Below are 13,933 nucleotides of genomic sequence, written 5' to 3'. Positions count from 1 at the left end.
GAGGCTGGGAGCCTGCCGCAGGCCAGCGGAAATTCCACTGACACACGGCAGACAACCAACCTCTAGCGCAATCGCTTATTAGCGACGCAGACCCAGGCGACCGATCAGAGTCTGATAGCGACCCAGATCCTTGCCTTTCAGGTAGTCCAGCAGCTTACGGCGCTGGTTAACCATGCGGATCAGACCACGACGGGAGTGGTGGTCCTTACCGTTGGCCTTGAAGTGACCTTGCAGTTTGTTGATGTTGGCGGTCAGCAGTGCAACTTGCACTTCTGGCGAACCGGTATCACCAACAGCTTGCTGGTAGTCAGCTACGATTTGTGCTTTTTCTTGAACGTCGAGAGCCATGAGGCAATCCTTCTATCAGGAAACCACCAGGGGCGGTTTCAACAGGCCAGGGACAAATCCCTGTATCAATAAAAGAGTAGTGACCGTGCCTGTTGACAGCCACACTCGCCAGCCCGCTGTTACGCAGACTGGTTCCGGTCATTCCGACCGAATCAATCGACGCGGCGCAATGCGCCCGTCTTCGCTCACTTCACCGATACCGATGAAGCGGCCATTGTGATCCTGTACCCGGACCATACCGAACTTCGGCGCGTCCGGGGCGCGTACCGGCTGACCATTGAGCCAGTAGAACGCGCTGTGCTCGGAGAACTGCAACAGCGGCCAGTCCAGCAAACCGCTGTCGGAGGGCATCAGGAAGCGGTCGACCGCCTCGTTGCCGCCTTCGGCGTGTGCCGCTTCGAGCTCTTCCAGCGTGACCGTCTGGGCCAACGTGAAAGGCCCGGCCTGGGTCCGGCGCAATTCTGCCACGTACGCACCACAGCCAAGCTGCTCACCGATATCCTCCACCAGGGTCCGGATATAGGTGCCCTTGCTGCAATCCACGGCCAGCCGCGCAGTATTACCGTCAAAGGCCAGCAATTCCAAGCGCGCAATAGTAACAGAACGCGGTTCACGCTCCACTACTTCGCCTGCACGGGCCAGCTTGTACAACGGCTGTCCATCGCGCTTGAGGGCCGAGTACATCGGCGGTATCTGACTGATTTCTCCACGAAATGCCGGCAGCACCGCTTCAATATCCGCCTGACCAACGGTCACCGGGCGCTCCAGCAACACCTCACCTTCGGCATCCGCCGTTGTAGTGGTCTTGCCCAGTTGCGCCAGGGTTTCATAGCCTTTGTCGGAATCGAGCAGGTACTGGGAAAACTTGGTCGCCTCGCCGAAGCACAGCGGCAGCACGCCGGTGGCCAGCGGATCGAGGCTGCCGGTGTGCCCGGCCTTCTCGGCATTGAGCAGCCAGCGAACCTTCTGCAACGCCGCATTGGAAGTAAAGCCCAATGGTTTGTCGAGCAGGATGATGCCGCTGACGTTACGGCGGATACGTTTGACCTGAGCCACCGATTACTCCTTGGTGTCGCCGGGTTCAACCGCGTGCTGACTGTCTTCAGCCACGGCACGCTCGATCAGCGCCGACAGATGCGCACCACGGGCGACACTTTCGTCATAGTGGAAATGCAATTGCGGAACGCTGCGCAGCTTCATTTCCCGAGCCAGTTGCATGCGCAGGAAGCCGGCGGCGGAGTTCAGCACCTTGATGCTCTGGGCGACGTCCTCGACGCCGTCCTGGCCCATGACCGTGATGAAAATCTTCGCATGACCGACGTCACGGCTGACTTCCACTGCGGTAATGGTGACCAGGCCGACGCGCGGGTCTTTGACTTCGCGGCGGATCAGTTGGGCCAGCTCGCGCTGCATCTGATCGCCGATTCGTTGGGTACGGCTGTATTCTTTTGCCATGTCTTGTTACCTGTTACTGCCCTGCGGGAAACCCGCAAGGTCTGAAAGCGGCAAACGCCCGGCCTGGCAAAAGCCAGACCGGGCGTTGCGTTTAGAGTCCGCCAGCGCGGCAGCGCATTTTCATACGGCTGCCCATTGCGGCTCTTGAAGTACGCGAGTCAGAGGCTGCGAGCAACCTGGACCTTCTCGAAGACTTCGATCTTGTCGCCGACCTTGACGTCGTTATAGCTCTTGACGCCGATACCACATTCCATGCCGGCACGTACTTCGGACGCGTCATCCTTGAAGCGGCGCAGCGATTCCAGCTCGCCTTCGAAGATCACGATGTCTTCACGCAGTACACGGATCGGACGGTTACGATGAACGACACCTTCGATCACCATGCAGCCGGCAATGGCACCGAACTTCGGCGAACGGAATACGTCGCGAACTTCGGCCACGCCCAGGATGTTTTCCCGGACATCACTGCCCAACATACCGGTCAGGGCTTTCTTGACGTCTTCGATGATGTCGTAGATCACGTTGTAGTAACGCATATCCAGACCTTCCTGCTCGACGATCTTGCGAGCACCGGCATCGGCACGCACGTTAAAGCCGAACAGCACCGCATTGGAAGCCAGTGCCAGGTTGGCGTCGCTTTCGGTGATACCACCGACGCCGCCACCGACCACGCGCACTTGTACTTCGTCGTTGCCCAGGCCGTTCAGAGCGCCTTGCAATGCTTCCAGCGAGCCACGGACGTCGGATTTGAGGACGATGTTGAGCGTCTTCTTCTCTTCCTGGCCCATGCTTTCGAAGATGTTTTCCAGCTTGCCGGCGTGAGCACGGGCCAGCTTCACCTCGCGGAACTTGCCTTGACGGAACAGCGCAACTTCACGGGCCTTCTTCTCGTCAGCCACAACGCTCATCTCGTCGCCAGCGTCCGGTGTACCGTCCAGGCCGAGGATCTCGACCGGAATGGCCGGACCTGCTTCCTTGATTGGCTTGCCGTTCTCGTCGAGCATGGCACGTACGCGGCCATAGTTCGAACCGACCAGCACCATGTCGCCCTGGCGCAGGGTACCGTCTTGAACCAGAACGGTCGCAACCGGGCCACGGCCCTTGTCCAGACGCGATTCCACAACCACACCACGGCCCGGGGCCGAAGGGGTAGCGGTCAGCTCCAGGACTTCGGCCTGCAACAGGACGGCTTCGAGCAACTCATCAACGCCGGTACCCATCTTCGCCGAGACCGGTACGAATGGCGTGTCACCACCCCAGTCTTCGGAGGTCACACCGTGAACCGACAGTTCGCTACGGATGCGATCGAGGTCGGCACCCGGCTTGTCGATCTTGTTCACCGCAACCACCAGCGGTACGCCGGCTGCCTGGGCATGCTGGACCGCTTCGACGGTCTGAGGCATCACGCCGTCGTCCGCTGCGACCACCAGGATCACGATGTCGGTGGCCTTGGCACCACGGGCACGCATCGCGGTAAACGCGGCGTGACCCGGGGTATCGAGGAAGGTGACCATGCCGCGTTCGGTTTCAACGTGGTAGGCACCGATGTGCTGGGTAATGCCACCGGCTTCGCCAGCGGCAACCTTGGCACGACGGATGTAGTCGAGCAGCGAGGTCTTACCGTGGTCAACGTGGCCCATGACAGTCACGACTGGCGCACGCGGAACCGCTTCGCCTTCGAACTTCAGGGACTCGGCCAGGGAATCTTCCAGGGCGGTGTCGCTGACCAGGGTCACTTTGTGGCCCAGCTCTTCGGCAACCAGCTGGGCAGTTTCCTGGTCCAGTACCTGGTTGATGGTCGCTGGGGTGCCCAGTTTGAACATGAACTTGATGATTTCAGCAGCCTTGACCGACATCTGCTGGGCCAGATCGCCCACAGTGATGGTCTCGCCGATCTTCACTTCACGCACGACAGGGCCGGTCGGGCTCTGGAAACCGTGGGCGTTGCGTTTCTTCAGCTTGGCCTTGCCGCGACCGCCGCGACGGAAGCCATCGCTTTCTTCGTCGGTGGTACGTGGCGCAACACGGGGTGCCGGCGCCTTTTCCTTGACCGAAGCCCGATGAGGAGCGTTCTTGCGCTCGCCATCGCCACCGCCACGACGGTTTTCGTCGGCACGTGGCTTGTCGGGACGACGCTGTTCGTCGCGTTTACGAGTATCGGCAGGTGCCGGAGCCGGCGCCACGACCGGCGCGCTTTCACGCACTGGTTCGGCTTGCGGAGCAGGCGCGGCAACGGCTTCGACCGGAGCAGGTGGCGCGACAGGCTGTCGACGCGCTTCTTCTTCGGCGCGACGCTTGGCTTCTTCTTCAGCCTTTTGACGTGCTGCGTTTTCTACTGCGCGGCGCTCTTCCAGCTCGCGCTTGCGCTCGGCTTCGATTTCTTCCGGGCTGCGCTGTACGAAGACTTTCTTCTTGCGTACTTCGACACTGATGCTTTTGCTACCGGCAACACGCAGGGTGCTGGTGGTCTTACGCTGCAGCGTGATCTTGCGTGGTTCTTCCACTTTCGCCTTGTGACTGCTCTTCAGGTGAGTCAGCAGCGATTGCTTCTCACTGTCGGTCACATGTTCCTCGGCGGCGGTGTGCGGCAGACCTGCCTCACGCATCTGCTGCAACAGGCGCTCTACCGGTGTTTTGACCTCATCGGCCAGTTGTTTCACCGTGACTTGCGTCATGCACTTCTCTCCTCAGGCCGCGCCTAATTACTCGAACCAGTGGGCTCGGGCGGCCATGATCAACTTGCCGGCACGATCATCGTCAATGCCGTCGATGTCGAGCAGGTCGTCAATAGACTGCTCGGCCAGGTCTTCGCGGGTAATTACGCCGCGCACCGCCAGTTCCATCGCCAAATCCTTGTCCATGCCCTCAAGCGAGAGCAGGTCTTCGGCCGGATGGGCGTCTGCCAGCTTTTCCTCAGTAGCGATGGCTTTGGTCAACAAACGATCCTTGGCACGAGCGCGGAGCTCGTTGACGATTTCCTCGTCGAAGCCGTCGATGTTGAGCATTTCTTCCACCGGCACGTAGGCAATCTCTTCTAGGCTGGTAAAGCCTTCATCCACCAGCACCTGGGCCAGCTCTTCATCGACTTCAAGTTCTTCGATGAAGTTGCGCAGGATGTCGCCGGTTTCAGCTTGCTGCTTAGCCTGGATGTCCGATTCGGTCATCACGTTCAGGGTCCAGCCAGTCAACTGGCTGGCCAGACGCACGTTCTGACCACCGCGACCGATGGCCTGAGCCAGATTGTCTGCGCCAACGGCGATGTCCATGGCATGGGCATCTTCGTCGACGATAATTGCCGCCACTTCAGCAGGCGACATGGCGTTGATCACGAACTGAGCCGGGTTGTCGTCCCACAGGACGATGTCCACGCGTTCGCCGCCCAGCTCGCCGGATACGGCCTGGACACGCGAACCACGCATACCGATGCAGGCGCCCTGCGGGTCGATGCGCTTGTCCTTGGAGCGGACTGCAATCTTGGCACGCGAACCCGGATCACGGGAAGCAGCCATGACTTCGATCAGGCCTTCGGCAATTTCCGGCACTTCGATACGGAACAACTCGATCAGCATTTCCGGCGCGGTACGCGACAGGATCAACTGCGGGCCACGGTTCTCCGTGCGGATTTCCTTGAGCAACGCGCGCAGGCGCACGCCAACCCGGAAGGTTTCGCGAGAAATGATGTCTTCACGTGCCAGCAACGCCTCGGCGTTGTTGCCCAGGTCGACGATCACGTTGTCGCGGGTGACTTTTTTCACGGTGCCGGAGATGATTTCCCCCAGCTTCTCGCGATAGGCATCGACGACTTGGGCGCGCTCTGCTTCGCGAACCTTCTGCACGATGACCTGCTTGGCGGTCTGCGCAGCGATACGACCGAACTCGATGGACTCGATTTTCTCTTCGACGACATCGCCTACCTTGGCACCCGGGTGCGTTTGCGCAACCTTGCTTGGCCAGGTTTCGATCGCCGGATCGTCCAGGTCGTCTTCCTCGACCACCGTCCAGCGACGGAAAGTCTCATAGGCACCAGTGTGGCGATTGATTTCCACACGCAAATCAACTTCGTCTTCAAACCGCTTCTTGGTAGCAGTGGCCAGAGCCAGCTCCAGCGCTTCAAAAATCACTTCAGCCGGTACGCCCTTTTCATTGGATACCGACTCAACAACCAGCAGTACTTCTTTGCTCATCGTACGCCTCGCCTTTCGCAAGCCATTGGATCCGCGGGATCCGCAGTATCTGGCACGTATCAGTCAAAACTGGGAATAATGTTGGCCTTGTCGATCATATCGATCGGCAACAGGAACTCGTGGTCGTCTACCTGCACCACGACATCCTGCTCTTCTACACCACGCAGAAGGCCCTGGAAGTTGCGCCGACCTTCGAAAGGCGAGCGCAGCCTGATCTTCACTTGTTCACCGGCAAACGAAGCAAACTGTTCAAGAGTGAACAGCGGGCGTTCCATGCCAGGCGAGGAAACTTCAAGGGTGTACTCAGAGCTGATTGGATCTTCAACATCCAACACACCACTGATCTGGCGGCTGACGATGGCGCAATCGTCCACCAACACGCCGCCTTCCTTATCGATATAAACGCGCAACAATGAGTGGCGACCTTGAGCCGAAAACTCAATACCCCAGCATTCATAGCCCAGGGCCACGACCACCGGGGCCAACAAGGCCTGCAACTGTTCTAGCTTGCTCGACACCTGAACCCCCTCGTGCATGTTTGTGCATGCTGTGCAAATAAAAAAAAATGGGCGAATCGCCCATCCCTGAAACGCCGTTGAACAGCGGCGTTATAAAGTGTCCAGCTAACAAAAAGCCCCTTGGAAGGGGCCCCTGAAACTGGTTGCGGGAGCCGGATTTGAACCGACGACCTTCGGGTTATGAGCCCGACGAGCTACCAGGCTGCTCCATCCCGCGACAAAGCTGGGGCGCAAGTATACGGCTGAACCCTTACAGGGTCAATGTAACCTCCACCTACAAGAAAGCCCGCAATTGCGGGCTCTCCTGATAATTGGTACCGAGAAGGGGACTCGAACCCCTACACCCTATGGGCACAACCACCTCAAGGTTGCGTGTCTACCAATTCCACCACCTCGGCAATACAGCGTTTGAAACCTTCTTACTTCTGCTCTTGAGCTTGAGGTACGTCAGTCGCCGAGTTGGCCGACTTTTGCTCTTGAAGCACCGGGACATCATCAGAAGCCGGTTGTTGCTTGGGCGCCTCCAATACCGCTGGGTTTGGCAAACCTACTTGAGTCAGCTCATGAGCTTTCTCTTTAGCAAAGTAACCTAACCCTAAGCTGGTCATGAAGAAACCGGCGGCAAGTATAGCAGTAAACTTACTAAGAAAGGTAGAGGAACCTTGGCTTCCGAACACAGTATTTGAAGCACCTGCACCGAAAGACGCGCCAGCATCGGCACCTTTACCCTGCTGCAGCAATACGAGAGCAACTACGCCCAGTGCGCCCAGCAGATGAAAAACGACTACGACTGTTTCCAGCATTTTTTCAGTTTCCCGCGGCGCGACAGATCGCACCGAACTCATCTGCATTCAGGGACGCTCCACCAATGAGCCCCCCATCGATATCCGGCATGCCGAACAGTTCGACCGCATTGGCCGCCTTCACGCTGCCGCCGTATAGAAGCCGCACACCTCGTGCCACTTCAGAATTCTCTGCCGCCAACTGCGCGCGGATGGCTGCATGCACATCCTGCGCCTGTTGCGGCGAAGCAGTCAGCCCGGTGCCAATGGCCCAGACCGGCTCGTAAGCAATGACTGCTTTTGCAAAAGCGCCGACACCCAGGTCTTCAATGATGCTGCCCAGCTGACGCCCGACAACTTCAAGGGTCTTGCCGGCTTCGCGTTGCTCGAGAGTTTCCCCTACGCACAACACCGGAGTCAGACCACACGCCTGGGCCGCTGCAAATTTGCGAATCAGGGTCTTGTCCTGCTCGCCCATGATCAGGCGACGCTCGGAGTGCCCGACCAGGACCAGAGTACAACCTGCATCCACCAGCTGACTCGGCGCAACCTCACCGGTCAACGCACCTTGCATGGATTCCACCGCAGAGTTCTGCGCGCCGACCGAAATCGACTTGCCTTTCAAGCCATCAATCACCTGATTGATATACAAGCAAGGCGGGAATACCGCGACATCAACACCGCTTGGCAAGGCCAGATGACGAAGGCCATTGATCAGCTCAGCGACGCTGGCGCGGGTACCGTGCATCTTCCAGTTACCAGCTACCATAGGGCGACGCATGCTGTACCTCGTCGGTCAAAGTGGGCGCAGATGTTACCCAACCGATTCATGACTGGCAAGCCGAATTCAGGCAGAAACTTCAGTTACGATCTTCGCCAGCTCTTCAGCGTAACCACGAACCTGTGCTTCATCCTCGCCTTCGACCATGACGCGCACCAAAGGCTCGGTGCCGGACTTGCGCAGCAATACACGTCCACGCCCCGCCATCGCTTGAGTTACGCGCTCGCTGGCCTCTCGGACCGCTGCGTGCTCAAGAGGATTCGCACCGCCACCAAAACGCACATTTATCAGTACCTGCGGGCACTTGCGCAGCGCTTGGCGCGAGTGTGCAAGCCCTTCGTTACGTGCCTTGAGCGCCATCAGCACTTGCAGGGCGGCGATGATTGCGTCACCGGTGGTGGTGTGATCGAAGCACACGATATGACCGGAGTTTTCCCCCCCGATCTTCCAGTTGCGCTCCAGCAGCTCGGACATTACGTAGCGGTCGCCCACGTTGGCCCGCACGAAAGGAATATCCAGATCTGCCAGGGCGAGCTCAAGCCCGAGGTTGCTCATCAGTGTGCCAACGACGCCGCCGTGCAACTTGCCTCGCTCGCGCAGATCCCGAGCGATGATGAACAGCAGCTCGTCACCGTCCACAAGAGTACCGGTATGGTCAACCATCAAGACCCGGTCGCCATCTCCATCGAAGGCGATGCCGAGATCGGCATGCTCGGCCAGCACGGCAGCCTGCAACGCTTCGGTATGAGTGGAACCACAATTGTGATTGATATTCAGCCCGTTGGGCTGGGCAGAAAGCACCACAACCTCTGCTCCCAACTCACGGAAGACACTGGGCGCGACCTTATAGGTTGCGCCATGGGCACAATCGACAACAATTTTCAGGCCCGCGAAACTGGTACCGGCCGGCACGCTGCCCTTGCAGAATTCGATATAACGGCCTGACGCATCGTTGATCCGCGACACCTTGCCGATCTTGCTCGACTCAACCACCGTCATCGGCGTATCCAGCAGCTCTTCGATCATCAGCTCCACTTCATCCGGCAGCTTGGTGCCCTTGCCAGAGAAGAACTTGATGCCGTTATCGTCATGCGGATTGTGCGAGGCACTGATCACAATGCCCGCCTGCCCCTGAAAAGTACGGGTCAGGTACGCAATGGCAGGCGTCGGCATAGGCCCCAACAGCATGACATCGGCGCCCGCCGAAGTCAGGCCAGCCTCGAGAGCCGACTCGAACATGTAGCCGGAAATACGCGTGTCCTTGCCTACCAGCACCTTGCAAGCGCCCATTTTGCGGAACGCCATGCCAGCTGCCCAGCCGAGCTTGAGCATGAAATCAGGGGTGATGGGATACTCGCCGACCCGACCACGAATACCATCGGTGCCAAAGTATTTTTTGCTCATGAGTGCTCCGTCATTCTTATTCGGCTGAATCCACAGCGGCGATCATCCGTACGACATCCATCGTTTCGGCCACATCGTGCACACGCAGTATGCGCGCACCTTTGGTCAGGCCCAGGGCCGCGAGTGCAAGCCCGCCGTACAGACGCTCACCTACCGGACGCCCTAGGGCATTGCCTATCATGCTCTTGCGCGAGACCCCGACCAACAAGGGTCGCCCCAAGGCATGCAAGGCTTCCATATGTTTGAACAGGCTCAGATTGTGAGCCAGCGTCTTGGCAAAGCCAAACCCCGGATCGAGAATAGTTCGCTCTGCAGGGATTCCCGCCACCGCGCACTGTTCCAAACGCTGCGCGAGGAATTCGCCTACCTGTGCGGTCACGTCGTGATACTGCGGGTCGTTCTGCATGGTCCCCGGCTCGCCACGCATATGCATCAGGCATACCGGCAAGCCAGTAGCCGCCGCCGCATCCAGCGCTCCGTCGCGCTGCAACGACCGGACATCATTGATCAAACCCGCACCGAGACGTGCAGTTTCGCGCATGACCGCAGGCGTAGAAGTATCAACCGAGATGATCACATCGAGCTCGCGATGGATGCGCTCGACAATCGGTGCCACCCGCTCCAGCTCCTCGGTGGGAGAAACCGATCGGGCGCCCGGCCGGGTCGATTCGCCGCCGACGTCGATCAGCGTCGCCCCAGCGGCAACCATGGCCTCGGCATGTCGTAGCGCAGCGTCATGCTGACTGAAACGACCACCATCGGAAAAGGAATCGGGAGTGACATTGAGAATACCCATGACATGCACATGGGCTAAATCAAGAACCCGGTTGCCGCAAGGCAACCGGGTCGAGGACGGAACAGAAGTCATTTCAAGCCTTAGACATCAGCAGCCGGACCGCCAATCGGTGTTTCCGGACGCTCGCCCTGCACTGCCGGCGGGGTACCGGAGGTGCCGGTACCACCCGACCAGTCGCGAGGCTCGCGAGGCGTGCGTCCCGCCATGATGTCGTCGATCTGGTCGGCATCGATGGTTTCATACTTCATCAGGGCGTCGGCCATGGCGTCGAGCTTGTCACGGTTATCCGTGAGGATCTGCTTGGCCGTGCCGTAGCACTGGTCGATGATGCTGCGCACTTCCGAGTCAATCAGCTTGGCCGTCTCGCCAGAGAAGCTGGCATGCTGGCCACTGCCACCACGCCCCAGGAAAACCTCCCCTTCTTCTTCGGCATACATCAGCGGCCCCAGCTTCTCGGACAGGCCCCACTTGGTGACCATATTCCGTGCTATCTGGCTGGCACGCATGATGTCGTTCGATGCACCGGTGGTCACGCCATCGAAGCCCAACGTCATTTCTTCTGCGATACGACCGCCGTACAGCGAACAGATCTGGCTGATCAGGGCGCGCTTAGACAGGCTGTAGCGATCTTCCTCCGGCAGGAACATGGTCACGCCCAAAGCACGACCACGCGGGATGATCGAAACCTTGTAGACTGGATCGTGCTCAGGCACCACGCGACCGACGATGGCGTGGCCCGCCTCGTGGTATGCGGTGTTCTGCTTTTCTTTCTCCGACATGACCATGGATTTGCGCTCGGCGCCCATCATGATCTTGTCCTTTGCCAGCTCGAACTCTTTCATCTCGACGATGCGCTTGCCGCCACGAGCAGCGAACAGCGAAGCCTCGTTGACCAGGTTGGCCAGGTCGGCACCGGAGAAGCCCGGCGTACCACGAGCGATGACCGCCGGAGCGACATCATCACCCATCGGCACCTTGCGCATATGAACCTTGAGGATCTGTTCGCGACCGCGGATGTCCGGCAGCCCCACGACGACCTGACGGTCGAAGCGGCCGGGACGCAGCAACGCAGGGTCGAGTACGTCAGGACGGTTGGTGGCGGCGATCACGATGATGCCGTCATTCATTTCGAAACCGTCCATCTCCACCAGCAACTGGTTGAGGGTCTGTTCGCGCTCGTCGTGACCGCCGCCCATACCGGCGCCACGATGGCGGCCGACGGCGTCGATCTCGTCGATGAAAATGATGCATGGCGCGTGCTTCTTGGCCTGTTCGAACATGTCACGAACACGACTGGCACCCACGCCGACAAACATTTCCACGAAATCGGAACCGGAAATCGTGAAGAACGGCACCTTGGCTTCGCCGGCAATTGCCTTGGCCAGCAAGGTTTTACCGGTACCGGGTGGGCCAACCATCAGCACGCCGCGAGGAATGCGGCCGCCCAGACGTTGGAACTTGCCCGGATCGCGCAGGAACTCGACCAGTTCGCCGACTTCCTCCTTGGCCTCATCGCAGCCCGCGACGTCGGCCAGGGTGGTTTTCACCTGGTCTTCGGAAAGCAGACGGGCCTTGCTCTTGCCGAAACTCATCGGCCCGCCCTTGCCACCGCCGCCGCCCTGCATCTGGCGCATGAAGAACATGAACACGGCGATGATCACCAGGATCGGGAAGCTTGCGACCAGGAGCTGGGTCCAGATGCTCTGCTGCTCAGGCTGCTTGCCTTCGATCACGACGTGGTTGTCCACCAGGTCACCGATCAGGCCATTGTCCTGGATTGCCGGACGAATGGTCTTGAAGGTGTCGCCATCGGCGCGCTTGCCGGTAATCACATAGCCATCAACGGCTACGCGCTCGACCTTGCCATCCTTGACCTGCTGGATGAAGTCGGAATAGTTGAGGGTCTGCGGCTCGTTAGGGCTGGAGAAGTTGTTCATCACGGTCACAAGGACAGCGGCGATGATCAACCACAGGATCAGATTCTTTGCCATATCGTTCAATTAACTACCCTCTGAAGCAAGCTCCGCTACTGGCGCGCGCTTCGCATGATATTCACCGGCCTAACTTACTACATTACCTACGACTCTGGCAGGCGCCGTCTGTAACCCTTTGTGAAACTTTGACCACGCAATTTTCGTTACGTGGCATTTTCAATGCGAGACAAAAAAAACTATCACCCCACTCAAAAACGCTCATCGCTCGCTGCGCCTTCGACTCCGCGGAAACCCCGCGCCAGCAGATACTGCTCGCGAGAGCGGTCACGGGACGACAATGGCTTGCGCATCTGCACCTTGTCGAACAATTTGCGCATGCCCTTGTGGTACTCGTCAAAACCTTCCCCCTGGAAGACCTTGATCAAGAAATCACCACCCGGGCGCAGTACCCGCCCGGCAAGATCCAGGGCCAGCTCACTGAGGAACATTGCACGAGGCATGTCGACAGCGGCCAGTCCACTCATATTGGGGGCCATATCGGAAATCACAAGGTCGACCTGCGTATTTCCGACGGCTTCGAGGATTTTCGCCAGCACGGCGTCTTCCGTGAAATCACCCTGGATAAAAGTCACGTCGGGGATACTGTCCATTTCCAGGATATCGGACGCAATCAGCCGCCCCTGACCGCCAATCAGACGACTGGTCACTTGCGACCACCCACCCGGCGCTGCTCCGAGATCGATCACCGTCATGCCTGGGCGGATCAGGCGATCCTTTTCCTGGATCTCCAATAATTTGTAGCTGGCACGTGAGCGGTACCCGTCTTTTTGCGCCATTTTGACGTACGGATCGTTGAAATGCTCTCTGAGCCAGTTCTGGCTAGTCTTGGAACGGGCCACGGGCCACCTCTAAAAATAAAACGGGTCGTGATTAAGTGGGCGGTCCCGGACTCGCTCGGGTAAACTGGCCGCCGCTTTTTTACAAGATCAGACGCAGGGGTCAGATTATGCCGCTCACTCAAGAGCAGAAGAAACAATACAAATCCATTGGCCACCATCTGAAACCGGTTTTGACTGTGGCTGACAACGGTTTGACTGAAGGTGTACTGGCCGAACTGGAGCGTGCCCTGGGTGACCATGAGCTGATCAAGATCAAGCTCAACATCCTGGACCGCGAAGCCCGCCTGGCCGCCATTGCCGAATTGTGCAAGGCCGGCAAGGCCGACCTGGTGCAGGTCATCGGCAAGATGGCGCTGATTTATCGCAAGAACTTCAGCGTCAACAAGCAACTGTCGAACGTTCACCGCTTCAAGTGATGCCAAAGGGTCAAGGGTGTGCCTCGCACACCCTGCCACTCCATCCGGGGACCGGTTGCAGCACCAGCACCAGGCCGGAGAATCCCAGGACCAGGTAGCTGAACACCTGCCACTGGCCAGCATCCGGCCAGCCGAGACGCACCGCAAAGAACATCCCGCACGCGTACAACGCCATGAGCAGCAATTGCCCACGAATGTCGCGCCATAGACTGGCAAGGCCCTCGGCCTGAACCAGCACCAAAGCCTGGAATATCACGCACATCGCGCAAAAACCCACCAGCAGCATCGTCAGCGTGCCTGCAATTTCGTCGATGAGCAATGGCGCAAGGCCGATCCGATTGAGCACTGGCAGCAAGCCGATGTGCAGCAACCAGACGCCGCCCACCCACAACATCTGGGTGAGCTGCCAGACCATG

At 58.9% G+C, this 13,933-nt stretch carries 14 protein-coding genes and 2 tRNA genes; 1 reads left to right on the top strand and 15 read right to left on the bottom strand.

What is annotated here, in order from left to right; translation table 11 throughout:
- Positions 1-78: 78 nt before the first annotated feature.
- The 14 genes from rpsO to rlmE form a co-directional block, all read right to left on the bottom strand.
- Entirely contained in the window at positions 79-348 is a 270-nt protein-coding gene (gene rpsO / locus ACLEJQ_RS07665) for a 30S ribosomal protein S15 (RefSeq protein WP_015093441.1), read from the bottom strand.
- A 138-nt stretch (positions 349-486) separates the two neighbouring features.
- Positions 487-1,404, bottom strand: a complete 918-nt coding sequence (truB, locus tag ACLEJQ_RS07660) for a tRNA pseudouridine(55) synthase TruB (RefSeq protein WP_440793674.1) — start codon at positions 1,402-1,404, stop codon at positions 487-489.
- A gap of 3 nt (positions 1,405-1,407) precedes the next feature.
- On the bottom strand, positions 1,408-1,803 hold the full coding sequence (gene rbfA, locus ACLEJQ_RS07655; RefSeq protein ID WP_440793672.1) for a 30S ribosome-binding factor RbfA: 396 nt from the start codon (positions 1,801-1,803) through the stop codon (positions 1,408-1,410).
- A 158-nt stretch (positions 1,804-1,961) separates the two neighbouring features.
- Positions 1,962-4,478, bottom strand: a complete 2,517-nt coding sequence (gene infB / locus ACLEJQ_RS07650; protein ID WP_440793671.1) for a translation initiation factor IF-2 — start codon at positions 4,476-4,478, stop codon at positions 1,962-1,964.
- A gap of 27 nt (positions 4,479-4,505) precedes the next feature.
- Positions 4,506-5,987: a transcription termination factor NusA gene (gene nusA / locus ACLEJQ_RS07645; protein WP_440793669.1), complete on the bottom strand. Its 1,482-nt coding sequence runs from the start codon at positions 5,985-5,987 to the stop codon at positions 4,506-4,508.
- A 59-nt stretch (positions 5,988-6,046) separates the two neighbouring features.
- Positions 6,047-6,505 carry a ribosome maturation factor RimP gene (gene rimP / locus ACLEJQ_RS07640; protein ID WP_440793951.1) on the bottom strand — a complete coding sequence of 153 codons (459 nt, stop codon included), beginning with the start codon at positions 6,503-6,505 and terminating at the stop codon, positions 6,047-6,049.
- Between the two features lie 140 nt (positions 6,506-6,645).
- Positions 6,646-6,722, bottom strand: a tRNA-Met gene (locus ACLEJQ_RS07635).
- Positions 6,723-6,817: 95 nt separating this feature from the next.
- A tRNA-Leu gene (locus ACLEJQ_RS07630) sits at positions 6,818-6,903 on the bottom strand.
- A gap of 21 nt (positions 6,904-6,924) precedes the next feature.
- On the bottom strand, positions 6,925-7,308 hold the full coding sequence (gene secG / locus ACLEJQ_RS07625; protein ID WP_440793950.1) for a preprotein translocase subunit SecG: 384 nt from the start codon (positions 7,306-7,308) through the stop codon (positions 6,925-6,927).
- Positions 7,309-7,312: 4 nt separating this feature from the next.
- Positions 7,313-8,068: a triose-phosphate isomerase gene (gene tpiA / locus ACLEJQ_RS07620; RefSeq protein WP_304554054.1), complete on the bottom strand. Its 756-nt coding sequence runs from the start codon at positions 8,066-8,068 to the stop codon at positions 7,313-7,315.
- 66 nt (positions 8,069-8,134) lie between these two features.
- The gene (glmM, locus tag ACLEJQ_RS07615) at positions 8,135-9,472 is read right to left on the bottom strand and encodes a phosphoglucosamine mutase (RefSeq protein ID WP_440793668.1); all 1,338 of its coding nucleotides are present in this window, start codon (positions 9,470-9,472) and stop codon (positions 8,135-8,137) included.
- Positions 9,473-9,488: 16 nt separating this feature from the next.
- Entirely contained in the window at positions 9,489-10,340 is an 852-nt protein-coding gene (gene folP, locus ACLEJQ_RS07610) for a dihydropteroate synthase (protein WP_440793667.1), read from the bottom strand.
- Positions 10,341-10,348: 8 nt separating this feature from the next.
- Positions 10,349-12,259 (bottom strand): ATP-dependent zinc metalloprotease FtsH, encoded by a 1,911-nt coding sequence (ftsH, locus tag ACLEJQ_RS07605; protein ID WP_440793665.1) that lies wholly within the window; start codon positions 12,257-12,259, stop codon positions 10,349-10,351.
- Between the two features lie 191 nt (positions 12,260-12,450).
- A complete protein-coding gene (rlmE, locus tag ACLEJQ_RS07600) occupies positions 12,451-13,101 on the bottom strand; it encodes a 23S rRNA (uridine(2552)-2'-O)-methyltransferase RlmE (RefSeq protein ID WP_440793663.1) in 651 nt (216 codons plus the stop codon).
- A 107-nt stretch (positions 13,102-13,208) separates the two neighbouring features.
- On the opposite strand from rlmE, the gene ACLEJQ_RS07595 reads away from it, so the two are divergent.
- The gene (locus ACLEJQ_RS07595; RefSeq protein WP_039592320.1) at positions 13,209-13,517 is read left to right on the top strand and encodes a YhbY family RNA-binding protein; all 309 of its coding nucleotides are present in this window, start codon (positions 13,209-13,211) and stop codon (positions 13,515-13,517) included.
- Between the two features lie 10 nt (positions 13,518-13,527).
- Here the strand turns inward: ACLEJQ_RS07595 and ACLEJQ_RS07590 are convergent, their stop codons facing one another.
- Positions 13,528-13,932 carry an MFS transporter gene (locus ACLEJQ_RS07590; RefSeq protein WP_440793661.1) on the bottom strand — a complete coding sequence of 135 codons (405 nt, stop codon included), beginning with the start codon at positions 13,930-13,932 and terminating at the stop codon, positions 13,528-13,530.
- Position 13,933: the final 1 nt, after the last annotated feature.

Source organism: Pseudomonas sp. SMV71, from assembly GCF_052042015.1.
Taxonomy (GTDB): domain Bacteria; phylum Pseudomonadota; class Gammaproteobacteria; order Pseudomonadales; family Pseudomonadaceae; genus Aquipseudomonas.
This window is presented reverse-complemented; position numbering and strand designations above follow the sequence as displayed.